The sequence below is a fragment of the Achromobacter sp. UMC46 genome (assembly GCF_014170335.1).
Classification (GTDB): Bacteria; Pseudomonadota; Gammaproteobacteria; order Burkholderiales; family Burkholderiaceae_B; genus Achromobacter.
Map to the genome: position 1 here is coordinate 70,205 of NZ_LZZS01000036.1, position 24,038 is coordinate 94,242.

Annotated in this window: 20 protein-coding genes; 11 read left to right on the top strand and 9 right to left on the bottom strand. The window is 66.1% G+C overall.

What is annotated here, in order from left to right; all coding sequences use genetic code 11:
• Positions 1–80 precede the first annotated feature (80 nt).
• From atpG to A9973_RS25690, 8 genes are all read left to right on the top strand, one after another.
• Positions 81–986, top strand: a complete 906-nt coding sequence (gene atpG, locus A9973_RS25655; RefSeq protein WP_183016446.1) for a F0F1 ATP synthase subunit gamma — start codon at positions 81–83, stop codon at positions 984–986.
• A gap of 42 nt (positions 987–1,028) precedes the next feature.
• The gene (atpD, locus tag A9973_RS25660; protein ID WP_183016447.1) at positions 1,029–2,432 is read left to right on the top strand and encodes a F0F1 ATP synthase subunit beta; all 1,404 of its coding nucleotides are present in this window, start codon (positions 1,029–1,031) and stop codon (positions 2,430–2,432) included.
• A gap of 9 nt (positions 2,433–2,441) precedes the next feature.
• A complete protein-coding gene (locus A9973_RS25665) occupies positions 2,442–2,867 on the top strand; it encodes a F0F1 ATP synthase subunit epsilon (RefSeq protein WP_105559610.1) in 426 nt (141 codons plus the stop codon).
• A 249-nt stretch (positions 2,868–3,116) separates the two neighbouring features.
• Positions 3,117–3,956, top strand: coding sequence for a helix-turn-helix domain-containing protein (locus A9973_RS25670; protein ID WP_183016448.1), 840 nt, complete (start codon positions 3,117–3,119; stop codon positions 3,954–3,956).
• 102 nt (positions 3,957–4,058) lie between these two features.
• Entirely contained in the window at positions 4,059–5,132 is a 1,074-nt protein-coding gene (gene hemE, locus A9973_RS25675; protein ID WP_183016449.1) for a uroporphyrinogen decarboxylase, read from the top strand.
• A gap of 352 nt (positions 5,133–5,484) precedes the next feature.
• Positions 5,485–7,575, top strand: a complete 2,091-nt coding sequence (locus A9973_RS25680) for a primosomal protein N' (protein ID WP_183016450.1) — start codon at positions 5,485–5,487, stop codon at positions 7,573–7,575.
• A 207-nt stretch (positions 7,576–7,782) separates the two neighbouring features.
• Positions 7,783–9,846 (top strand): UvrD-helicase domain-containing protein, encoded by a 2,064-nt coding sequence (locus A9973_RS25685; RefSeq protein WP_183016688.1) that lies wholly within the window; start codon positions 7,783–7,785, stop codon positions 9,844–9,846.
• 16 nt (positions 9,847–9,862) lie between these two features.
• Positions 9,863–10,690 carry an AraC family transcriptional regulator gene (locus A9973_RS25690; RefSeq protein ID WP_183016451.1) on the top strand — a complete coding sequence of 276 codons (828 nt, stop codon included), beginning with the start codon at positions 9,863–9,865 and terminating at the stop codon, positions 10,688–10,690.
• A gap of 28 nt (positions 10,691–10,718) precedes the next feature.
• Here A9973_RS25690 and A9973_RS25695 read toward each other — a convergent pair whose 3' ends face one another.
• Complete coding sequence (locus A9973_RS25695; RefSeq protein ID WP_183016452.1) at positions 10,719–11,780, bottom strand: low specificity L-threonine aldolase; 1,062 nt, start codon at positions 11,778–11,780, stop codon at positions 10,719–10,721.
• Positions 11,781–11,899: 119 nt separating this feature from the next.
• Here A9973_RS25695 and A9973_RS25700 point away from each other — a divergent pair, with 119 nt between their 5' ends.
• Together A9973_RS25700 and A9973_RS25705 are read left to right on the top strand one after the other, a co-directional pair.
• Positions 11,900–12,754 (top strand): class II glutamine amidotransferase, encoded by an 855-nt coding sequence (locus A9973_RS25700; RefSeq protein WP_183016453.1) that lies wholly within the window; start codon positions 11,900–11,902, stop codon positions 12,752–12,754.
• Between the two features lie 183 nt (positions 12,755–12,937).
• Positions 12,938–13,558, top strand: coding sequence for a hypothetical protein (locus A9973_RS25705; RefSeq protein WP_183016454.1), 621 nt, complete (start codon positions 12,938–12,940; stop codon positions 13,556–13,558).
• A gap of 82 nt (positions 13,559–13,640) precedes the next feature.
• Here the strand turns inward: A9973_RS25705 and dapD are convergent, their stop codons facing one another.
• The gene (gene dapD, locus A9973_RS25710; RefSeq protein WP_183016455.1) at positions 13,641–14,624 is read right to left on the bottom strand and encodes a 2,3,4,5-tetrahydropyridine-2,6-dicarboxylate N-succinyltransferase; all 984 of its coding nucleotides are present in this window, start codon (positions 14,622–14,624) and stop codon (positions 13,641–13,643) included.
• 869 nt (positions 14,625–15,493) lie between these two features.
• Here dapD and A9973_RS25715 point away from each other — a divergent pair.
• Entirely contained in the window at positions 15,494–15,880 is a 387-nt protein-coding gene (locus A9973_RS25715) for a transposase (RefSeq protein WP_183016456.1), read from the top strand.
• A 503-nt stretch (positions 15,881–16,383) separates the two neighbouring features.
• On the opposite strand, the gene A9973_RS25720 is transcribed toward A9973_RS25715, so the two are convergent.
• The 7 genes from A9973_RS25720 to A9973_RS25750 are packed head-to-tail and all read right to left on the bottom strand — an operon-like array spanning position 16,384 to position 24,025.
• Positions 16,384–17,514 (bottom strand): M20 family metallopeptidase, encoded by a 1,131-nt coding sequence (locus A9973_RS25720; RefSeq protein ID WP_183016457.1) that lies wholly within the window; start codon positions 17,512–17,514, stop codon positions 16,384–16,386.
• Between the two features lie 40 nt (positions 17,515–17,554).
• Entirely contained in the window at positions 17,555–18,460 is a 906-nt protein-coding gene (locus A9973_RS25725; RefSeq protein ID WP_183016458.1) for an alpha/beta hydrolase, read from the bottom strand.
• Positions 18,460–19,470 carry an ABC transporter ATP-binding protein gene (locus A9973_RS25730; RefSeq protein ID WP_183016459.1) on the bottom strand — a complete coding sequence of 337 codons (1,011 nt, stop codon included), beginning with the start codon at positions 19,468–19,470 and terminating at the stop codon, positions 18,460–18,462. Before A9973_RS25730 ends, A9973_RS25725 begins: the two co-directional genes overlap by 1 nt.
• On the bottom strand, positions 19,467–20,450 hold the full coding sequence (locus A9973_RS25735; protein ID WP_183016460.1) for an ABC transporter ATP-binding protein: 984 nt from the start codon (positions 20,448–20,450) through the stop codon (positions 19,467–19,469). The genes A9973_RS25730 and A9973_RS25735 overlap by 4 nt, the downstream gene beginning before the upstream one ends.
• Positions 20,447–21,364 carry an ABC transporter permease gene (locus A9973_RS25740; protein ID WP_183016461.1) on the bottom strand — a complete coding sequence of 306 codons (918 nt, stop codon included), beginning with the start codon at positions 21,362–21,364 and terminating at the stop codon, positions 20,447–20,449. The genes A9973_RS25735 and A9973_RS25740 overlap by 4 nt, the downstream gene beginning before the upstream one ends.
• A gap of 6 nt (positions 21,365–21,370) precedes the next feature.
• Complete coding sequence (locus A9973_RS25745; RefSeq protein ID WP_006227256.1) at positions 21,371–22,348, bottom strand: ABC transporter permease; 978 nt, start codon at positions 22,346–22,348, stop codon at positions 21,371–21,373.
• 45 nt (positions 22,349–22,393) lie between these two features.
• The gene (locus A9973_RS25750; protein ID WP_183016462.1) at positions 22,394–24,025 is read right to left on the bottom strand and encodes an ABC transporter substrate-binding protein; all 1,632 of its coding nucleotides are present in this window, start codon (positions 24,023–24,025) and stop codon (positions 22,394–22,396) included.
• Between the last annotated feature and the right edge of the window lie 13 nt (positions 24,026–24,038).

Here is a 24,038-nt window from a genome sequence, read left to right on the forward strand (position 1 = left end):
GTCTGCAACGCCTCACCCATCCTTACCGGATGGTTGAGGCGTGAGCGGAACCCATCGGCCAGTCTTCACAGGAAAGCGCAATGCCCGGAATTAAGGAAATCCGAACCAAGATCAAGAGCGTGCAAAACACGCGCAAGATCACCAAGGCGATGGAAATGGTCGCCGCATCCAAAATGCGCAAGGCGCAGGAACGGATGCGTGCTGGTCGTCCGTACGCCACCAAGGTGCGCGAGATTGCTGCGCACCTGATGCAGGCCAACCCCGAGTACAGCCACCCGTACCTGGTCGAACGCGAAATCAAAGCGGTCGGCGTGGTCATGGTGACGACTGACAAGGGTTTGTGCGGCGGCTTGAACACCAACATCACTCGCGTGACGTTGGGCAAGCTGAGAGAGTTCGAGAAAAACGGCATCGCCGTGCAAGCGACCGCTTTCGGCAATAAGGGCGTGGGTGTGCTGACCCGTATCGGCGCCAAACTGGTTTCCCAGGAAGTGCAACTGGGCGACAAGCCGCAACTGGACCGCCTGCTGGGCGCGATCAAGGTGCAGCTGGACGCCTACCTGGATGGCCGCATCGACGCGCTGTACGTGGCTTCGACCCGCTTCGTCAACACGATGAAGCAGGAGCCGTTGTTCTTGCGTCTGCTGCCGTTGGCCAGTGGTTTGGAAGATCCGTACCAAACGGGTGCTGAAAGCCTGGCCAAGACGTCGGAAGTGAAGTCGGACTACAGCTGGGATTACATCTACGAACCCGACGCCCGTAGCGTGATCGACGACCTGCTGCAGCGTTACGTTGAAGGCCTGCTGTATCAAGCCGTGGCCGAGAACATGGCTTCGGAGCAGTCGGCCCGGATGGTCGCCATGAAGGCGGCGTCGGACAACGCCAAGAAGGTCATCGGAGAGCTGCAACTGGTCTACAACAAGACCCGTCAGGCCGCGATCACCAAAGAAATTTCGGAAATCGTAGGGGGCGCTGCCGCCGTTTAAGGCAGGCAGCTCCCATCTAAAGCTATCAAGCAAGGAATCGACATGAGCAACGGAACCATCGTTCAGTGCATCGGCGCCGTGGTGGATATTCAGTTCCCCCGCGATCACATGCCCAAGATCTATGAAGCGCTTACCCTGGCCGACGACGAGACCTCCTCGTTCGCCGAAAAGGGCCTGACGCTGGAAGTGCAGCAACAGTTGGGCGACGGCGTGGTGCGTACCATTGCGCTGGGCTCCAGCGACGGCCTGCGCCGCGGCATGAAGGTCAACGGCACGGGCGCCCCGATCTCGGTGCCGGTCGGCACCGGCACGCTGGGCCGCATCATGGACGTGCTGGGTCGTCCCATCGACGAAGCCGGCCCGATCCAACACGAAGAAAAGCGTGGCATCCACCAGAACGCTCCCCGCTTCGACGAACTGTCGCCGTCGGTGGAACTGCTGGAAACCGGCATCAAGGTTATTGACTTGGTGTGCCCGTTCGCAAAGGGCGGCAAGGTCGGCCTGTTCGGCGGCGCCGGCGTGGGCAAGACCGTGAACATGATGGAACTCATCAACAACATCGCCAAGCAGCACAGCGGTTTGTCGGTGTTTGCCGGCGTGGGTGAGCGTACCCGCGAAGGCAATGACTTCTACCACGAAATGGAAGAGTCGAACGTTCTGGACAAGGTCGCGATGGTGTTCGGCCAGATGAACGAACCCCCGGGCAACCGTCTGCGCGTGGCACTGACCGGCCTGACGATGGCCGAGAAGTTCCGTGACGAAGGCCGCGACATCCTGTTCTTCGTGGACAACATCTACCGCTACACGCTGGCCGGTACGGAAGTGTCCGCACTGCTGGGCCGTATGCCGTCGGCCGTGGGCTACCAGCCCACGCTGGCTGAAGAAATGGGCAAGCTGCAAGAGCGCATCACGTCGACCAAGACGGGCTCGATCACCTCGATCCAGGCCGTGTACGTCCCTGCGGATGACTTGACCGACCCGTCGCCTGCCACGACCTTCCAGCATTTGGACTCCACCGTCGTGCTGTCGCGCGACATCGCGTCCCTGGGTATCTACCCGGCCGTGGATCCGCTGGATTCGTCCAGCCGCCAGCTCGACCCGCAAGTCGTCGGCGAAGAGCACTACGCGGTCGCCCGCGGCGTGCAGCAGACGCTGCAGCGCTACAAGGAACTGCGCGACATCATCGCGATTCTGGGTATGGACGAACTGTCGCCCGACGACAAGCAGGCCGTGGCCCGCGCTCGTAAGATCCAGCGCTTCCTGTCGCAGCCGTTCCACGTCGCTGAAGTGTTCACGGGCTCGCCCGGCAAGTACGTCCCGCTGTCGGAAACCATCCGTGGTTTCAAGATGATCGTGGACGGCGAGTGCGATTCCCTGCCGGAACAGGCCTTCTACATGGTCGGTTCGATCGACGAGGCCTTCGAGAAGGCCAAGAAACTGCAATAAGGAACCGATATGGCTACCCTGCATGTGGATGTCGTCAGCGCAGAGGAAGCGATCTTCTCCGGTGAGGCGAAGTTCGTGGTGCTGCCTGGCGAAGCGGGTGAACTGGGCATTCTGCCCGGCCACACCCCGCTGATTTCGCGCATACGCCCCGGGACGGTCAAGATCGTTCGTGCCGACCAAGGCGAGGAAAACATCTTCGTCGCCGGGGGCATTCTGGAAGTGCAGCCGGGCAGCGTGACGGTTCTGGCCGACACGGCTATCCGTGCCTCCGACCTGGACGAAGCCCGCGCCCTGGAAGCTCGCAAGAAGGCCGAAGAGGCCCTGGCGAACGCCAAGGACAAGGCTGACATCGCTGTCGTCGAAGCGGAACTCGCCATGCTGGCTGCGCAAGCCATCGCGGCGCGCAAGCTGCGTCAAGGCGGTCGTTCGCACTAAGCGGCAAAGCGGTGCCCGGGGTTCGCCCCGGATTGAAAAAAGCGGCCCTAAGGCCGCTTTTTTCATGCCCGCGCGGTATTTGTCGGCAAGCCGTTGCCGTGCCTGTCGGGCGACCGCAATGCGTTCGACACGAATGGCGGCGCGGGTGCCGCGACAGTAGCCTTCAACTTTGCCTGGAAAGCCAAAGGAGGAAGCGTGCGAGACGTCCTGGATTGCGGGGTTTTACTTGCACCCGGCCACGAAAACGCCATGCGCGATTGGGTGGCCCGGCATCAAGCCCGGCTGGCGCGGATCCGGCTGCATCTGGTGCCGTTGCGGGGCCCTGATGCGCAGGCTCCTGATGTGCAAGCCCCTGAAGTACAAGCCCCCGATGTGCAGGCGCTGGCGCGCCTGGCGGTGCAGCTCAGGCGGTACGACGGCTGCATCCTGCCCGTGACGCCGGCCACGGCCGCCTGGGCGCGCATGGCCCTGGCTCAGGCGGGCGCCGCGTTGACGACCCCTGTGCTGCTGTTGATGGACGACATGAAAGCCCCCGCCATCGAAGACCTGCTGGGCCTGGGTGCGGCGGATTTCATCGCGCAACCGGCCTGCCTGGAAAGCGTGCGGGTGCGTGTTGGTCGGATGGCACGGCCGGCGGCGTGGCGCCATCCGGCGCGCGTCGCCGTGCAGGAACCCGCCGCCAGCTACCGGGGATCCGACGCGGCGGCGGCTCACGGGTGGCCAGGGCTGCCCCGCTCAACCCGGCCCCGCGTTCCGGCGGCGTTCGTCGAACAGGCGTTGGCCGGCATGCGGGAAAGCCGGGGCGCGAGGGAAATGTGGGGCACAAGCGATACGCTGGACCCCCGGGACGCGCGCGGCGTGCGGCGCCTGCCGGCGCTGGAACCGTTTCGCGTGGCGAAATCCCTGGTGGTGGACGGCTTCGAGCGGGACTACATCCGCCACGCCCTGTCGCGCCACGGGGGCAACGTGGCCCAGGCGGCGCGGGCCTGCGCCAAGCACCGGCGCGCCTTTTGGGCGCTGATGCGCAAGCACGGCATCGAGGCCGCGCCCTACCGGCAGGCGGCGCTGGCGCGCAGGTTGGAGGATTGAACTGCCCCCGACTTGCGCCCAGACAAGCGCGGTCCAGCCACGGGGCGCGCCTTGTCAGCTTGGGGGAAGTAAAATCACGGCTTCCGATCATCGAGGATAGTCGTGTCTGCTTCCAGTTTGAAGAACGATGTGTTCTTGCGCGCGCTCCTGCGCGAGCCCGTGCCCTATACCCCGATCTGGCTGATGCGCCAGGCGGGTCGCTACCTGCCCGAATACCGCGCGACGCGCGCCCGGGCGGGCTCTTTCATGGGCCTGGCTCAGAACCCGGACTACGCGATGGAAGTCACATTGCAGCCGCTTGAGCGTTTCGACCTGGATGCCGCCATCCTGTTCTCGGACATCCTGACCGTGCCGCACGCGATGGGCCTGGGCCTGGACTTCGCTGAAGGCGAAGGCCCGCGCTTCGCCCGCCCGGTACGCACCGAGGAAGACGTGGCACGCCTGGCCGTGCCCGACATGGACAAGCTGCGCTACGTGTTCGACGCGGTCAGCGTGATCCGCCGTGAACTGGACGGCAAGGTGCCGCTGATCGGCTTTGCCGGCAGCCCGTTCACCATCGCCTGCTACATGGTCGAAGGGCAGGGCAGCGACGACTACCGGCTGATCAAGACGATGCTGTATTCGCGTCCGGATCTGCTGCACCGCATCCTGGAAATCAACGCCGAAGCCACGCTGCAGTACTTGAATGCGCAGATCGCCGCCGGCGCGCAGGCCGTCATGCTGTTCGACAGCTGGGGCGGCGTGCTGGCCGACGGCCTGTTCCAGCAGTTTTCGCTGGCGTACACGAAGAGAGTCGTGGCCGGCCTGACCCGCGAACACGAAGGCCGGCGCGTTCCGGTCATTGTCTTCACCAAGGGCGGCGGCCAGTGGCTGGAGCAGATCGCGGCTTGCGGCTGCGACGCGGTAGGGCTGGACTGGACGGTGGACCTGGCCGCGGCCCGCCGCCGCACGGGTGATTCCGTGGCCTTCCAGGGCAACCTGGACCCAATGGCGCTGTTCGGCGGCGCGTCCGCCATCCGCACGGAAGCCCGCCGCGTGCTGGACGCTTTCGGGCCGGTGGGCAAGGGCGGCCACGTGTTCAACCTGGGCCACGGCATTTCGCGTTTCACGCCGCCGGAAGCGGTAGCGGAATTGGTCGACGAAGTCCACCAACACAGTCGCTCGCTCAGGGGGTAAGTGAGTGAACGCTTCGGTCCGAAGGGCCGAAGTTTGAGGGCCCCGGCAAGCACTTGTGCACAGCAAGATTTTGCTCGGGGAAAACCCTTTGGAAGCTAGTTTACAATCTTGGAAGCTTGCATAAGTAGTTGTTTTAAAAAACAAAAATCAAGTTTTCCACCGGATTGCAACGGCGTACGAAATCTACGCATATTCCAAATCTTGACATTGCTCCAGCCTTTTCCCCAAAGTTATCCACAGGCGGGGGCTGGAGCAAGCCGGCGCATCGGGGCGACAATTGCCCCGTGGTGCCTCCCGCAAGCCGTTTCCCGCCATCCAGGTCCTACCCGCCCCATGCACCGTCCAAGCCCCCATGTCTGAAGTGCCGCCGAATACGACTCCCGCAGCGGTTTGCTGGGTGCGCGTGGCGCTGGACGTGCCCTTGCCCGGCCCCTTCGATTACCGCAGCGACGCGCCCGTGCCGGTCGGGTTGCGGGTGATCGTGCCGTTCGGCCGGCGCAAGATGATCGGCGTGGTGGTGGAGAACCCGGCCGAGCCGTCTTTCGACCCCAAGCAGATCCGGCCCATCGAACAAGTGCTGGACGACCTGCCGCCTTTTGACGAGGACTGGCTGCGCCTGGCCCGGTTTGCCGCGGACTATTACCAACGGCCCTTGGGCGAGGTCATGCTGCCGACGTTGCCGCCGCCCTTGCGCAAACCCACCGCCTACCAGGGCAAGCGGTCGGCGGGCGGGCCGGTCGCGCGGCTGGACAACCGCAAGCGCAAGACGGCGCGCGCGCCGGCCAAGGCCGATCAGCCGCCCGAACTGAACGAGGCGCAGGCCGCTGCCGTGGACGCCATCGGCGCGCTGGCGGGATTCAAGCCCGTCCTGCTGCATGGCGTGACGGGCAGCGGCAAGACCGAGGTGTATCTGCGGGCCGCCGAACGCGTGCTGGCAGCGGGGCGCCAGGTGCTGCTGATGGTGCCCGAAATCAATCTGACCCCGCAGCTGGAAGGCGCGTTGCGCGCCCGTCTGGAGGCGTTGGTGGGCCCGGACGGGCTGGCGGTCATGCACAGCGGCCTGTCCGACGGCGAACGCCTGCAGGCCTGGGCCCGCGCCCAGCGCGGCGAGGCGCGCATGCTGCTCGGCACGCGCATGTCGATCTTCGCGCCCTTGAGCAAGCTGGGCCTGATCGTCGTGGACGAAGAACACGATGCGTCTTACAAACAGCAGGACGGCCTGCGCTATTCGGCGCGCGACCTGGCGGTATGGCGCGCCCATGACTTGGACATCCCCGTGGTGCTGGGGTCGGCCACGCCGTCGCTGGAGACCTGGCAGCACGCCGAACGTGGCCGCTATCTGCGCCTGACGCTGCCGGCGCGGGCGCGTTCCAGCAGCCTGCCGTCCATGCGGCTGGTGGACACGCGCCGCCTGCAGATGAAGCACGGCATGTCGCCGCACCTGCTCGAAGCCATCGGCCAGCGGCTGGAACGCAAAGAGCAGTCGCTGGTCTTCCTGAACCGGCGCGGCTACTCGCCGGTGCTGCATTGCCAGTCGTGCGCATGGGTCAGCAATTGCCCGCGCTGCACGGCATTCACCGTACTGCACCGCAACGAGGGCCGCGGCCATCGCCTGCAGTGCCACCATTGCGGCTATCAAGCGCCGGTGCCGCATGCGTGCCCGGAATGCGGCGACCAGGATCTGGCGCCGATGGGCCGCGGCACGCAGCGCGTCGAAGAACACCTTGCCGAGTTGTTCCCGGGTGCGCGCATCTTGCGCATCGACGCCGACAGCACGCGCAAGAAGGGCAGCGCCGAGGCGCTGTTCGCCTCGGTGCACGCGGGCGAGGTCGACATCCTGGTCGGCACGCAGATGGTGGCCAAGGGCCACGACTTCGCGCGGCTGGGGCTGGTGGGCGTGCTGAATTCCGATTCGATGCTGTTCGCGCACGACTTCCGCGCACCCGAACGCCTGTTCGCCCAGTTGATGCAGGTGGCGGGTCGCGCCGGGCGTCACCAGGGCAATGGCGAAGTGCTGATCCAGACCGGCTACCCCGAGCAGCCCGTGTACCAGGCGCTGCTGCGCCACGACTACGCGGGCTTTGCGCGCCATGCGCTGCACGAACGCGAAAGCACTGGTCTGCCGCCGTTCGTCTATCAGGCGCTGCTGACGGCCGAGGCGCGCGAGCTGAAAGTGGCGCAAGCCTTCCTGGAGCGTGCGCGGGTGCTGCCCGAGGGCGAATGGGCGGCGGATTTCCCCGGGCTGGACGCGATCATGCTGTACGACCCGGTGCCGCTGCGTGTGGTGCGGGTGGCCAACATCGAACGCGCGCAGCTGCTGGTGGAAAGCGCCAGCCGGCCCGCCTTGCAGGCGTTCCTGGCGTCGTGGTCGCACCACCTGCCCTACATCGCCAACGAGGCGCGCGTGCGCTGGCAGCTGGAAGTCGATCCGCTGGAGATCTGAGCCTTCGGCAACTGCCGATGCGCCATCCATCCGATTGTTCTATGATCGTCTTCCTCTATCGCGCTGGCGCGGCAGGCCCGCATCGGCGGCTGCGCCCGTCCCCATTTTCTCGCGTATTACCGGCCCGCTGACGGGCGGCCGCAGGCCTTGCGCCTGGCGGCCGCATCCGCATTGCGGCGATCGCGATGCATGACGATCCAACTCACAATGTCCGCAAGCGAATCTATTGGTCAAGGCATGAATCCCGCCCAGAAAGAGGCGGTGCTTTACCTGGACGGCCCGTGCCTGGTGCTGGCCGGCGCCGGTAGCGGCAAGACGCGCGTGATCACCCAGAAGATCGCCTATCTGCTGCGCGAATGCGGCTACATGGGCCGCAACGTGGTGGCGCTGACCTTCACCAACAAGGCCGCGCGCGAGATGGACGAACGCGTGAAGACGCTGGTGGACCGCAAGCTGTCCAAGGGCCTGATCATCAGCACGTTCCACTCGCTGGGCGTGAAGATGCTGCGCGAAGAGGCGCGCAACGCGGGCCTGAAACCCACGTTCTCGATCCTGGACGCCGATGACGCCATGTCCATCATCCAGGAACTGCTGGCCACGACCGACAAGGCCCGCCTGCGCCACGTGCAGGGCATCATTTCGCTGTGGAAGAACGCGCTGCTGGAGCCTGACGACGCCGCGCGCGAAGCCGTCACGCCGGGCGACGTCGAAGCGGCCAACATCTACCGCAGCTACGCCGCCACGCTGGCCGCCTATCAGGCGGTGGATTTCGACGACCTGATCCGCATTCCCGCCTTGCTGCTGGCCAGCAACGAGGAAGTGCGCACGCGCTGGCAGAACCGCGTGCGCTACCTGCTGGTGGACGAATACCAGGACACCAACGTGTGCCAGTACCGCCTGGTGCAACTGCTGACCGGGTCGCGCGCCATGTTCACGGCGGTGGGCGACGACGACCAGGCGATCTACGCCTGGCGCGGCGCCACGATCGAGAACCTGGCCAAGCTCACGACTGACTACCCCAACATCAAGCTCATCAAGCTGGAGCAGAACTACCGCTCGGTGCAGCGCATCCTGGCCGCCGCCAACCAGGTCATCGAAAAGAATCCCAAGCTGTTCGAGAAGAAGCTGTGGTCGGACCTGGGCGTGGGCGAACCGATCCTGGTGTCGGCGATGGACGGCGAAGAGCAGGAAGCGGAATCCATCGCCATGAAGGTGTCGGCCTCGCGCTTCGAGCGCCAGGCCCAGTGGAAGGATTTCGCCATCCTGTACCGCAGCAACCACCAGTCGCGCATCCTGGAGCAGGCGCTGCGCAACCTGAAGATCCCGTACACGATCTCGGGCGGGCAGAGCTTTTTCGACAAGACCGAAGTGCGCGACGTGCTGTCGTATCTGCGCCTCTTGGCCAACGACGACGACGATCCCGCATTTATCCGCGCCGCCACCACGCCCAAGCGCGGCATCGGCCAGGCGACCTTGCAGGTGCTGGGGCAGTACGCGGCCGCGCGCGAGATCTCGCTGCTGGCGGCGGTGGCCGAGACCGGCCTGGAAAGCCAGCTTGCACCGCGCCAGCTGGACCCGCTACGCACCTTCGCCGAGTTCATCCGCCGCATGCAGTGGCGCGCCGGGCGCGGCGCGGCCTCGGGCAAGGACGCGGCGCCCGCCGAACCCGCGGGCGCCATCCTGGACGATCTGGTGGAAGCCATCCAGTACGAGCGCCACTTGTTCGAGCTGTTCGAAGAACGCCCCGCGCAGACGCGCTGGCAGAACGTGCTGGAACTGACCGGCTGGCTCAAGCGCAAGGCCGAAGAAGACAACATGACGCTCTTCGACCTGGTCCAGCACGTGGCGCTGGTCACCATGCTGGAGCGCGGCGAGGAAGACGAGCCTGATGCCGTCAAGATGTCGACGCTGCATGCGTCCAAGGGCCTGGAGTATCCGCACGTGTACCTGGCCGGCGTGGAAGAAGGGCTGTTGCCCCACCTGGGCAAGGACGACGAGGTCGGCGACCCCGCGCGCGCGGCCGAGAACCTGGCCACGCGCATCCAGGAAGAACGCCGTCTGATGTACGTGGGCATCACGCGCGCGCAGCGCAGCCTGAACCTGAGCTGGTGCAAGCGCCGCCGGCGCGCCCGCGAAGACCTGGTGCGGGAACCGTCCCGCTTCATCGAAGAGATGGGGCTGGGGGACGTTCGCGTGCAGGAAGACGAAGCCACGGCCGCCATGAATCCCAAGGAGCGCATGGCGATGCTGAAGGCGCTGCTGAAGAAGTAGCGCGAGAGCCGGCGCCATGAAAGACGACGTCCGATATCACCCGGTGCCCGGCACGCCGGGTCTGGTGCTGGGCCAGGCGCGGTTCAGCGAATTCCAGTTCGACCGCCACTACCATGTCGATTACCACATCGGCCTGGTCACGCAGGGCGTGCAGCGGCAGAGTTTCCGGGGAAAGAGCATCCTGCTGGGCCCCGGGGGCATCGCCTTGATGCCGCCCGGCGAGATCCACGACGGCGCGGGCGTCGGCGACTACGGCGCTTCCTACACGTTGAAGACATTCCGCCTGTCGGCCGAGCTGATGCGCGGCTTCATCGAAGAGGTGTCGGGCGCGGCGGCCGATGAACGCTTCTTCGGCACGCTGGTGGAAGATGCCGCGCTGGCCGCCCGTTTCATGGCGTTGCACAGCGCGTGGATGTCCGGCGCACCGGCGACGCCGCTGGCGCAGGAATCGCAATCGCTGGCGCTGATGGGCGCCTTGTTCGCGCGGACCGGCGCCGTGCGGCCCGAAGCCATCAAGGGCGGTCTGTCGGCCGCGCATCTGCGCGTGGTGCGCGACTACTGCCAGACGCACCTGTGCGAGAAGATCGCGCTGGACGATCTGGCCGGGCTATGCGGGTTGAGCCGCTTCCAGTTCCTGCGGCGTTTCACGCATTCCGCCGGTTTGACGCCGCATGCGTGGCTGGTGCGGTTGCGGCTGGAGCGCGCCTGCGCGGCGCTGGCCACTTCGCAGGTGTCGGTGGCCCAGGTGGCGGCGGATGTGGGCTTCTACGATCAGAGCCACTTCAACCGCGCTTTCCGCGTGGCTTACGGCGCGCCGCCTTCGGCCTACCAGCCCGGGGCGTAGGCGAAGAGCGGACGCATCGGCAAAGGCGTCAGGACACCCGTGCGCGCAGCGCGGACAGGAAGTGGTCCACGTCCTGCGCCTGCGTGGCGAACGAGGTCACCAGACGCACGACGCCGGGGCCCCAGCGGTCGTGATAGAAGCGGAAACCGTCGGCCAGCAAGCCTTCGATGGCGGCGGCGGGCAATTGGCAGAACAGGATATTGGCGTCGGCCGTGCCTTGCAGCGTCACGCCCGGCAGCCCCTGCATGCCGGCCGCCAGGCGCGCGGCCATGGCGTTGGCCTGGCGCGCATTGCGCAGCCACAGGTCGTTGTCCAGATACGCTTCCAGCTGCGCCGACAGCAGCCGCATCTTCGAGAACAGATGGCCGCCGCGCTTGCGCCGGAATTCCAGTTCGCGGGCACGGTCCGGATTGAACAGCACGATGGCCTCGGCGCCCAGCACGCCATTCTTGGTGGCGCCGAACGACAGGATCTCGACGCCCGCCTTCCAGGTCATTTCCGCGGGCGTGCAATCCAGGCTGACCAGCGCGTTCGCAAAGCGCGCACCGTCCATATGCAAGGGCAGGCGGGCGTCGCGGCAGACGGCGCCGATGGCGTTGAGTTCATCCAGCATATAGACGCCGCCGGTTTCGGTGGCCTGCGTGATGCTGACGCAGGACGGCTGCACGGAGTGCACGTCGCCCACTTTGCGGCGGGCCTCGACGGCCAGCTCCGCGGGGTCGATCTTGGCGGCCTCGCCGCCCAGCAGCTTGAGCCGCGCGCCGTGCGTGTAGAACTCCGGCGCGCCGCATTCGTCGTTGGCGATATGGGCCTGCGCGTGGCACAGCACCGCGCCCCAGGGCGGGGTCAACGCGGCCAGGCTGATCGAATTGGCGGCGGTGCCGGTGGGCACCAGCAGCACGTCCACGTCGTGTTCGAAGATGTCGGCCAGCTTGCGTTGCACGCGCAACGTCCCATCGTCCGCGCCATAGGCCGGCGCCTGGCCCGCGCCGGCGCGCATCAGGGCTTCGAAGACTTCGGGGCTGGCGCCGGCGATGTTGTCACTGGAAAAACCCTGTTGCAGGGCGGGGACGGATGAGGGCGTATTCACGGGGGCAGATTCCGGCTGATACTGGGAAAAGTCCACTATGCCGCCGCGTTGGCGCGCAAGCTTGTAGAAAATTGCGGGTCGCTCCTACACTGGGCAGGTCTGTCTTGAAGGAGCGCGTCATGTGTCGTTGGCTGGCTTACACCGGTAATCCCCTCCAGATGGAGAGCGTGCTGTTCAAGGCGAAGCACTCCCTGATCGACCAGAGCCTGCACTCGCGCCTGGGCGCCACCACGACGAACGGCGACGGTTTCGGGCTGGGCTGGTACGGCCGGCCATCCGCGGACAGGCCGTCGGAGCCGCCGTTCCGCTACCGCAGCGTGCATCCGGCCTGGAACGACCGCAATCTGCGCGAAGCGGCGCGCGCGATCCACGCGCCCTTGTTCGTGGCGCACATCCGCGCGGCCACCGATACGCCTGCGCAGGAAACCAATTGCCATCCGTTCCGGCACGGGCAGTGGCTGTTCGTGCACAACGGCGTGATCCGCGACTATCCGCTCTTGCGCCGCGATCTGATGCTGATGATCGCGCCGGCGTATTTCGGGTCGCTGGAAGGGTCCACCGATTCCGAGGTGATGTTCCTGCTGGCGCTGACGTTCGGCCTGGAGGAAGACCCGATTCCGGCGCTGGCGCGCATGGTGGGCGCGGTAGAGGAGACCGGGCGGCGCCATGGCGTGACGCATCCCATCAACATGACCGTCTGCGCGCTGGACGGCGAACGCCTGATCGCGGTGCGCTATTCCAGCGAGGCCGATTCGCGCACCTTGTTCCACAACACCTGCGTTCGGCACCTGCGCGAGCTCTATCCCGAAGATCCGCAGATCGCCGCGCTGGACGAGGACGCCTTCCTGCTGCTGTCCGAGCCGCTGACCGAGATGCCCGGCGCCTGGGAAGAGGTGCCCGAGGCCACGGCGATCATCGCCGGCCGCGGCGACGTGACGCACTATCCGTTCGCGCCGATTCCGCCCGGCGAGTGACCGCCAGGTGAACACAGGGTAAAAACGCCGTAAAACGCGATAAGTAGGCCCTACGCCGCGCAGGCGGGCCCGGCGATAAAAGGGGTCATCAAGCACGTATCTCCCATATGGGGGAGAATGCGTGTCGCATGACTTTGCGACGTCCTGGGCCGCGAAAGCACCCTAACTGAATAAGGAAGTTGCATGACTACTAGCAAAACCCCGCAGGCCTCTGACGCATTGGCGGTGTTTACGCACACGGGGAGCACCCCGGTTCGCTTTGAATTGCACGACAAGGGCGTGGTCAGCCAGCAGGGCGACACGCGCCAATACGCCGCTTTCGCGGATATCCAGGATCTCTGCCTGTTCGCCTCCGGGCCGGACGCCGCAGCGGGCCCGGTCAACAGCCTGGCCTATCGCACGGACGCGGCAGAAGACTGGACCGTAGTGCCCAGCGGCACCAGCGAATTCCCCGTGTTCATGGACGGATTCCGCTCGCGCTACGTCGAGCAGCGCCTGCCGGTGCTGGAAGCGATGATCGCCAATGGCGCGCGTGTTCCGTTCCGCTATGTGAAGGCCGGCGAATTCCCTGGCCTGGAAACGCAAGAGCTGGCCCTGTCGGCCGAAGGCCTGCATATCGGCGGCGCCACCTGGCCCTACGAGTCGCTCAAGCGCATCGACCTGAATGACTGGACCGAGACGGTCACCCTGCAAGACGACAACGGCAAGACGGTGTTCTCGTGCCTGGCCACGCGCATCCTGAGCTCGGACCTGTTGGTCAACCTGGTTTACGACCAGTTGGGGCAGACGGCGGAATACGCCTGACCGGGACACGACCCCAAGCGGCGCCGGGCGCGCCGGCTTATCCCGGATGAAGAAAGGGCCGCTTGCAGCGGCCCTTTTCCATTCAATGCCCCGCGTGCAGCGCGGGGTTCAAGGTGCCCCAGGCGGCGGTGCGCACCAGGCACTCGACGGCGCCCGTCTGCGAGTTGCGGCGGAACAGCAAGCCGTGCTGGCCCGCCAGCTGCAGGGCTTTCACGACGGCGCCTTCCGGTGTCAGCACGCGGGTGCCGGCGGTGACGTAGCAGCCGGCCTCCACCACGCAATCATCGCCCAGCGAAATGCCCAGGCCGGAGTTCGCGCCCAGCAGGCAGCGCTTGCCGATGGAGACCACTTGCTTGCCGCCGCCCGACATGGTGCCCATGATGGAGGCGCCGCCGCCGATGTCGGTGCCGTCGTCGACGAGGACGCCCGCGCTGATGCGGCCTTCGACCATGGAGGCGCCAAGGGTGCCGGCGTTGAAATTGCAGAAGCCTTCATGCAGCACGGTGGTGCCGGGCGACAGGTGCGCGCCCAGCCGCACGCGCGCGGTGTCGGCGATGCGTACGCCGCCGGGCACGACGTAATCGGTCATGCGCGGGATCTTGTCGATGCCGCGGATCTCCAGGGTCTGGCCGGTGGCGCGAAGTTGCCAGCGCAAGGCGTCGACCTGGTCGACGGCGCAAGGACCGACGGAGGTCCACGCGACATTGGCCAGCACGCCGAACAAGCCGTCCAGGTTGGCGTCGTGCGGACGGATCAGCCGATGGCTGAGCAGATGCAGGCGCAGGTAGGCGTCATGCGCGTCGGCAGGCGGTTCGTCGAGCGAGGGGATCGCGGTGCGGACGGCGACGATATCGACTTTGCGGCGGGTGTCCCGGATGAGGGCGGTGGGAACGTGCTCACCAAGCGCGGCGCGCGCTTCTTCAGGCGTCAGATGCCGGGTACCGCCGGCAGGGGTGTGATCGGCAAGCGAAGGCCGCGGATACCAGGTATCAAGAACGGTGCCGTCAGCGGCAAGAGTGGCAAGGCCGTAGGCGATGGCGCTTTGATGTGCGGGTGCGGCGGACATGGCGAGGGTTTCTGGACTGGGATTGGGGGATTCTAGGCGATTGCGGGGGCGGCGCGGGGGATCTTCGTGGGGAGTACTTTGGGTCTTCGTTGGACGCCGTTCAGATCTTCGTGGGTCGCCCGTCGTCGGGGTCGAGTGGGTGGCGCGCGCCCACGATTGCGGTCCGGAGCCTTCGCTCCGGACTGCCCTCTCGTCATCTTCGTTGCGGCCTGCGGCCGCTGCCTTCAGATTCCCTCGGGCGCATCAAGGTTGCGCGCCACCCACCCGACCCCGGCGACGAGCTGCGCCGTCTTGGTTTGTGCGCTGCTAGAGCGCTGTTTACTCACGAGATTTTCGGGGCCCGCCTCATGCGGCCGCGCGGGCGGCCGCATTCTGCATACGTATCGTTGATGCGTCGGGGCGGTAGTCGCTTGCGCGCTGGTGGTGAGTGGTTTGCTAATGGTTCCCGCAGTCAGGTGGGGGAGGTGGAGCGACGGGTGGCGCGCGGCAGATAGTTGCTTGCTTGGCCAGGCCTGTACGCGCGCCACCCGTCTAAAAGGGAGGCCGGTGATGGGGGCCGGCGATGTCGCGCTTCTGACGGTTTGATCGTCAATCGTGAATGGGTCTTCAACCATGCATTGACCATAGAATCTTGTATGTTTTTATAGCACTTACCGATCTCACGTCGGGGGTGCTGGGGACCGGGACGCACCCATCCATCAGCCGTCATTAGCGGACTGACGTCGGTAGATATCCCACCCCGCCAAATACGTCGATTAAGAATCTAGCGGCCGTGACCGCCGATTGATCGCAAGACGAGGCTGCGCCTGTCCAGCGAACGGCATAAGCACGTGGGATAGCAAGTTCAGGTCCAGCACGCGTTGGATGCCTTGTCGCAGTTGGCAGATGCGCTTGATGGGGCCGTTCTGGTGACGGCCGTAACCCGCATCCCGTTCGCCTCTTCGGACGCAGTGGTGGCCTACGCGGGGCTAGACCCCAAGCCCAAAGAATCTGGAGCCTACAAAGGCCTGCGCAAACTCAGCAAGCAGGGCGATGCGGCCCTGAGAAGCCTTGCCTATAACGCGGCAACTTCAGCCAGCCGAACGGCTGCCTTCAAACCCCTCTATGCAGCGTTACGAGCCAAGGGCTGGGCCTCAAGACAGGCCCTAAACATCATCGCCAGAAAACTCCTACGCATCGCCTTCGGCGTATGGAAATCGCGCAAACCCTTCGACGTCAATCGCTTTATCGCCAACCAGGCTTGCGCCAAACCATAGAATCTACGGAGCACGATCAACAACATCACGACGCAAGACGCCGCCAAGTCCCCGAGGCCGCCCGCGCGGCCGACAAGGGACGACTCCGCGAGATCCTTCAAACCCGAACGAAGCGAGAGAAGAACTCCCGCAACGCCACCCACATGCGAAGCGCAATCACCATGACGCAAGACGATGCGTAAGCTCCCCAAGGCCGCCCGCGCGGCCGGCCGGGAGCGGGCCCCGCAAGATCATCCACCACTCAAAATTGTTGACGAGAACGCAAGCACACCGTTCTCCCCAGCGGCGGTGAGATTTCAGCCGGCAGAGCTCTTCGCGGCGGTCCCCCGGGGCGTGCGGGGAGTCGATAAGCCCGAGGGAATCTGAAGGAACTGCCGCAGGCAGTGACGAAGATGACAAGGGGGCAGTCCGGAGCGAAGGCTCCGGACCGCAATCGTTGACCCGCACGCCCCGGGGGACCGCCGCGAAGGGCGTCTAAAGAACCACCACCGCCACAAAAGAACTCAAGCCAATTCCCGAAGCAACAATTCCCAAAACTTCAACCGCTGCTCCAACGTCGACACCAGAATATATTCATTCAACGTATGCGCGCCATCGCCATCCGCGCCAAGCCCGTCCAACGTCGGGATCCCCATCGCCGACGTGAAGTTCGCGTCGCTGCCGCCGCCGGTCATCGGCGCGTCTTCCAGCAGGAAACCCGCACGGTCCGCATAGCCTTGCACCAGCGCCAGCAAAGCGGCCGCTGCTTCCGTCTTCACCATCGGCGGACGGTTCAGTTCCACATTGATGTCCAGCTCCACATCCGGACCTACCGCGCACAGTTCGCGCATCCGGCGCAGCACGTCTTCGGCCGCGCCCATGTCCGGCACGCGGAAATCCACCACGCAACGGCACAGGGCCGGCACGGTGTTGGTGACGGTGCCGCCGGCGATGGTGCCGACGCTGACCGTGATGCCGCGGTCGTAGTCGGTCATCGCTTCCAGCGCCAGCACCTGGTGCGCCATTTCGCGGATCGCGCTGCGGCCCTTCTCATGCTGCATGCCGGCGTGGGCCGGGCGGCCTTTGACGTTCAGGTTCAGCATGCCCGTGCCCTTGCGCGCCGTCACGCACTTGCCACCGTTGGGGCGGGCCGGTTCGCAGACCAGCGCGTACTTGGCGTTGGCCGCGAAGCGTTCGATGTGCACGCGGGACGAATGGCTGCCGGTTTCTTCGTCGGGCACCACCAGGAAGTCGACGGGCAGTTGCGTCGCGCCGGGGCGCGCCACGCCGGCCAATGCCGTCAGCGCCAGGTAGATGCCGGCCTTCATGTCGTAGCTGCCGGGGCCGTAAAGGCGGTCGCCGTCGATGCGTACCGGGTTCTCCAGCAGCGTGCCCACCGGATGCACCGTGTCCATGTGCGCCAGGATCAGGATGCCGGGGCGGGTGTCGCCGGGGGCGCGGTTGGTGGCGTAGAGCAGCGGGCCGGTGGCGGGGCCCAGCGACGACAGTTCCACCGTCAGGCCGGCGGCGGCGGCGTAGTCGGCGATGATGCGCGCCATCGCGGCGATGCCGTCCGGGAAGTTCGACGGCGATTCGCATTGCAGCCAGCTCTGGATGCCGGCGACGATCTGTTCAGTGCTCTGAGTGTTGGACATGGCGGTATCGGTAATCAGCAACGGAAAAGGGGAAGGGCGGTCAGGCGACCTGCTGGCCGGCCAGGCGGGCCAGCTCGGCGGTGTCGGGCATCTTGCCCTCGAACCACAGGCTGGCGCACACGGCCGACATGGCGCGGCCGTCGTGGCCGATGCCGGGCACCACTTGCAGCGTCCAGCCGAACGGCACGCCGCGGCGTTCGGCTTCTTTCTTGCCGAAGTCGTAGTAGTTCTGCGCGCGGGCGAAACGGTGCGGGCCCTGGCGCATGGCGGCGGGTTCCGACGGCAGGTTGGGGTCGTCGGTCGCGATGTCCTGGTCGCCCGCCAGCAGGGTCATCGGATAGGCCAGCAGCTTGACCAGGTGCTCTTCGGTCAGGCCGACGCCGTCCATGCCTTCGGGGAAGGGATGGTCGAAGGTGGGCAGCGTGTACCAGCCCGGGTTGCCGGCCGCCACCGCCTTGAACGGCGCGTGGGACTGGCTGCTCATCAGGCGGTGCACGAACTGGCCGCCGGCCGAATGGCCGAACAGGTAGATGTTCTGGCCATCGGTGATCTCGCCTGCGATCATGTCCTTGATCACGTTGCCGACCAGCGCGTAGGTCCAGCCGTCGATGTGGCGCGGATTGCCGCCGGCCGAGAACACGCGGCCGTTGTTGTAGCTTTCGACGCCGGGCCAGATCTCGTTGGAGAAGGTCAGCGCCACGATCAGCAGCTTGTGCTTGTCGGCGGCCTCGACCCAGAAGTCGCGGTATTCGTCGCCGTTGCGCAGCACGCCGTGCTGCACGATGACGACCGGGCGGTCGGGCGTGTAGCCGTACGGGCGGTACGTCTGCAGCTTGAACGGGCGGTCGGAATTGCGGTCTTCATCGATGTACAGGATGGCGTTGCGGCCCGCATGGCCCATTTCGATGGCGATGCGGTCCACATTGGACATGTCGGAGGGTTTCATCAGGCGCTCGCTTCATTCAGGTGGCAGGCCGACCAGTGGCCCGCCGAGATTTCTTTCAGGACCGGCGCCTGCTCGCGGCAGCGCGGCATGGCGTGGGGGCAACGGGGGTTGAACGTGCAGCCCGGCGGCGGGTTCAGCGGCGACGGGATCTCGCCCTTGATCGGCGTGAACTTGCGGCCGCGGCGGGCCACGTCCGGCACTTCGGCCATCAGGGCCTGGGTGTACGGGTGGTTGGCGCGCGCGAAGATCTCGGCCGCCGTGGAGATCTCCACGATCTTGCCCAGGTACATGATCGCGACGCGGTCCGAGATGTGCTTGACCACGCCCAGGTCGTGGCTGATGAACAGGTACGTGAAGCCGTGCTGTTCGCGCAGGTCCATGAACAGGTTGATCACCTGCGCCTGGATCGACACGTCCAGCGCGGCGACGGGCTCGTCGCAGACCAGGAACTTGGGCGCCACCATCAGCGCGCGGGCGATGCCGATGCGCTGGCGCTGGCCGCCCGAGATCTGGTGCGGGAAGCGGTCGCGGTACTCGGCGTCCAGGCCCACTTCCTTCAGGGCCTGGTCGATGCGGCCGGGGATATCGGCGGGCGGGGCCAGCTTGTGTACCTTGAGCGATTCGCCCAGGATCTGGCGCAGGCGCTGGCGCGGGTTCAGCGAGGCCTGCGGGTCCTGGAAGATCATCTGCACGCCCAGCGTGTAGGCGAGCTTTTCGGCGCCGCGCAGGCGCACGGCGTCCTGGCCCTGGTACAGCAGTTCGCCTTCGCTCTGGCGGTGCAGGCCGGCCACGACGCGGCCCAGGGTGGACTTGCCGCAGCCGGATTCGCCCACCAGCCCGACCACTTCGCCGCGCTTGATGGACAGGTCCACGCCGTTAACGGCATACACCGTGCGGCGGTCGATGGGGCGGCCGGCCAGGGCCAGGATGCGTTGCGCCAGGTCGGGACGCTGCTCGAAGCGCTTGTGGACGTTCTTGAGCTCGATGACGGGGGTATCGGCTTGGCTCATGCTTCTCGTGCCTCGCGGGCTATCGGCACGTAACAGCGATAGCTGCGCGGACCTTCTGTGGTGACTGAGGGGGCTTGTTCGGTGCAGCGCGTGATCGCCTTGGTGCACCGCGGACGGAACGCACAGCCCGACGGGCGGCCCGCCAGGCTGGGCGCCATGCCGTTGATCTGGTGCAGGCGCGCGCCGGGCTGGGTGGCGCCGGGCATCGAATCCAGCAAGCCCTTGGTGTAGGGGTGGCGAGGAGACTCCAGCACCTGTTCGACCGGGCCGCTTTCGACGATGCGGCCGGCATACATCACGGCCACGCGGTCGGCCAGTTCGGCCACCACGCCCAGGTCGTGGGTGATCCAGATCAGCGCGGTGTTGTGCTCGCGGCAGATCTCCTGCATGCGGTAGAGGATCTGGCCCTGGATGGTGACGTCCAGCGCGGTGGTGGGCTCGTCGCAGATGATCAGGTCGGGCTTGTTCAGCATCGCGATCGCGATCGCCACGCGCTGGCGCATGCCGCCCGAGAACTCGTGCGGATAGCTCTTCAAGCGCTTTTCCGGCGACGGGATGCCGACCATCGCCAGCGCCTCGCGGCAGCGTTCCTCGGCTTGCGCGCGCGACACGTTCTCGTGCGTCAGGATGGCTTCCATCATCTGCTCGCCGATGCGCAGCACCGGGTTGAGCGTCATCAGCGGGTCCTGGAAGATCATGGCGATGCGGTTGCCGCGCAACTGGCGCATCTGCTCTTCCGTGAGCTTGCGCAGGTCGGCGCCCTTGAACTTCACTTCGCCGTCCACGACTTCCCCGGGCGGGTCGATCAGACCCAGCAGCGAGAAGCCCGTGACGGATTTGCCCGAACCCGATTCGCCGACCAGGCCGACGATTTCGCCGCGGCGCACCGTCAGGTCGACGCCGTCGACCGCCAGGTACGCGCCGGCTTCGGTATGGAATGCGGTGCGCAGGCCGCGCACCTCAAGAAGAACGTCACTCATCGCTTCGGGTCCAGGCTTTCACGGAGGCGGTCGCCTACGATGTTGATGGATAAGATCAGGACCAGCAGGGCGATGCCCGGGAACAGGCTGATCCAGTAGTCGCCCGACAACAGGTATTGGAAACCGTTCGAGATCAACAGGCCCAGCGACGGCTCGGTGATCGGCACGCCGACCCCCAGGAAGGACAGCGTCGCTTCCAGCGCGATCGCGGTGGCGATCTGGATGGTGGCGAATACCATGACGGGGCCCAGGCAATTGGGCAGCAGGTGGTAGACCATGATGCGCCACGCCGGGTATCCCAGGTTGGCGGCGGCTTCCACGTATTCCTTGCGGCGCTCCTGCAGCGCGCGGCTGCGCATGATGCGGGCGTAGTGGCCCCACTGCACCAGCACCAGCGCCAGGATCACCTTGTCGACCCCGCGGCCCAGCACCACCAGCAGCACCAGCGCCACCAGGATGGTCGGGAAACCCAGGATGAAGTCGACGATGCGCATCAGCACGGTGTCGACCAGGCCGCCGACATAGGCGGCGACAAGGCCGACCGCGCCGCCGATGGCGGTGGCCAGCACGACGGCGGACAGGCCCACCATCAGGCTGATGCGCAGGCCATACAGGATGGCGCTGAGCATGTCGCGGCCCTGGTCGTCGGTGCCGAGCCAGGCGATGCTGCCGTCCATCAGCGCCTGGCGCGGCGCCAGGCGGCCGTCCATCAGCGACAGGTTGGCCAGGTCATACGGGTTCTGCGGCGCGAAGTACGGGGCGAAGATCACCAGGACCACCAGGATGGCCAGCGCGATCGCCGAGCCGCGCACTGTGGGGCGCGCGCGCAGTTTCTTCAGGATGGAGGCGCGCTGGGGCGTCTCAGCCAGAGGCTGGACGGTGCGGGTGCGGCCGGGATTGGGAGAGTTAGCCATGGCGGATTATTGAGCGGGGGTCACGAGCTGCACGCGCGGGTCGAGCGCGGCGTACAGGATGTCCACAACCAGGTTGATGACCACGAAGATCAGGGTGACCAGCATCACGTACGCGACCACCACGGGGCGGTCCAGCTGGTAGACGCTGTCGATCAGCAGCTTGCCCATGCCCGGCCACGCGAACACGGTCTCGGTGATGGTGGAGTAGGCGATCAGGCTGCCGAACTCCATGCCGATCACGGTGACGACGGGGATCAGGATGTTGCGCAGGATGTGGCGGCGCACGATGCGGCCGGGCTTGACGCCCTTGGCGCGCGCGAACTTCACGTAGTCCTGGCTGCGGGCCTCGACCACGCCGGAGGCGGTCAGGCGCAGCACCAGCGCGATGTTGGCCAGCGCCAGGTTGATGGCCGGCATGATCAGGTGCGACCAGCCGTCGGCGGTCAGGATGGACAGACGCACGCCCAGCACGGTGACGGTGTCGCCGCGCCCGGTGGCCGGCAGCCAGCCCAGCCAGACGGCGAACAGCAGGATCAGCATCATGCCTTGCCAGAAGTTCGGCAGCGAAAAGCCCAGCACGGACGACGCCATGATGCCGCGGCCCAGGTAGTCGTCGCGGTACAGGCCGGCGACCAGCCCCAGCGGGATGCCGACCACACAGGTCAGCATGATGGCCACGAAGACGAGCTCGAACGTGGCGGGGATGCGTTGCACGATCAGTTCGACGGCGGGGATGCCGTGCACGAAGGACGTGCCCAGATCGCCGTGCAGCGCGCGCCACAGGAACCCGGTGTACTGCTGCCACACGGGCAGGTCCAGGCCCAGGCGGGCGATCATCGCCTCGCGGGCGGCCTGGCTGGCTTCGGGGCTGACCAGCAGTTCGATCGGGTCGCCCACGGCGTACACCGCGAAGAAGACCACGACCGATACGGCCAGCAGCACGAACAGACTCTGTATCAGTCTGCGTAGGATGAACAAGGCCACGTGATGATTTCCTTGGTGGGCTCAGGGTTTGCGGGCGCCGCGTGCTTACTTGGCGGGCTTGGCCGACATGGCCAGGGTGTACTGATCGGCCCGGCCTTCATAGGCCAGTCCCTTCTTGAACGCCCAGATGCTGCTTTCGAAATGCAGGGGGATGCTGGGCAGGTCGGCCAGTGCAAGCGTCAGGGACTGTTGCAGCAGCTTTTCCCGCTCGGCAGGATCCACCGTCACCAGCGCGCGCTTGAACACGCCGTCGAACTCGGGGTTGTCGTAACCGCCGTAGTTACTGGTGCCCAGGCCCTGGTCCTTGTCGAACCGGCTGACCCAGTATTGTAGGAAAGACGAGGCCTCGCCGGTCTCGGACGACCAGCCGCCCATCGCGAAGCTGAATTCGCGCTTGGCGCGCTTGGGGAAATACACCGAACGCGTCATGGCGTCCACCGTCGTCTTGATGCCCACGCGCGACAGGTATTGCGCGACAGCCTGCGAGATCTGGGCGTCGTTGATGTAGCGGTCGTTGGTGGACGAGACGGCCAGTTCGAAGCCGTTGGGGTAGCCGGCTTCGGCCAGCAGCTTCTTGGCGCCTTCCGGGTCGTACTTCAGTTCGGGCGGGTGCGGCAAGGTGCCGAACATACCGTCGGGCAGGAACTGGTTGGCGGGCGTGGCGGCGCCGTCCATGATGCGGTCGGCGATGGTCTTGCGGTCGATCGCCATCGAAATGGCGCGGCGCACGCGCACGTCCTGCAAGGGGTTCTTGCCGTCGGCGGCCTTGACCGTCGGGCTGGGGCTGCGGGCCACGTCGAACTGGAAATACACCACGCGCACGGACGGCGTGATCACGTAGCCGTAGCCCGGGGTTTCCGAAATGCGCTTCACGTCGCGCGCGGCGGGGTTTTCGATCAGGTCGAAATCGCCGGCCAGAAGGCCCGTCAGGCGCGGGCCGGCCGCGGGCACGGGCACCAGCTTGACGGCCGGCCAGGCCGGCTTGTCGCCCCAGTAGCCGTCGTTGCGGACCAGCTCGATGGCGGTGCCCTTCACATAGGACTTCAGCGTATAGGGGCCCGTGCCGACCACGTCGCGGCCGCCGTTGAAGTCGGCCACGGTGGGCCAGGGGCCGGTCACACCGCACTTGTTCTTCAGGTCGAAGGTGATGGGGCCGTGTAGGGCGATGCCGCTCCACAGCATGGCGGTGCGGGTCAGGTCGTTGGGCAGCAGCGGGTAGGGCTTGTGCGTCTTGATGACCAGCGTGTTGCCGTCGCGCGCCTGGACGTCTGCGAACTTCTGGATGATGGCCGGGTATGAGCCGCCGATGGACTGCTCGTTGTTCATCACGCGGCAGAACGTGAAGATGACGTCCTGCGCCGTGAAGGGCTGGCCGTTCGAGAACTTCACGCCGTCGCGCAGCTTGAATTCCCAGGTGGTGTCGTCGACCGCCTTCCAGGACGTGGCCAGCCGGGGGATCAGGTTCATCTTGGCATCCTGCCCTACCAGCGTCTCGAACATATGCGAGGTCATCGCGTCGTTCGGCGTCGCCTGATGGTAGTGCGGGTCCATCGACGTGGGTTCCGACGACAGGCCGATCTTCAGGGTGGACGGCGGGGTCTGGGCCTGGACGGCCGCCATACAGGCGGCAAGCGTACAGGCCAGCAATGCGCTGCGGGTGATTACCTGGGCTGACATGTTTTTCCCTAGT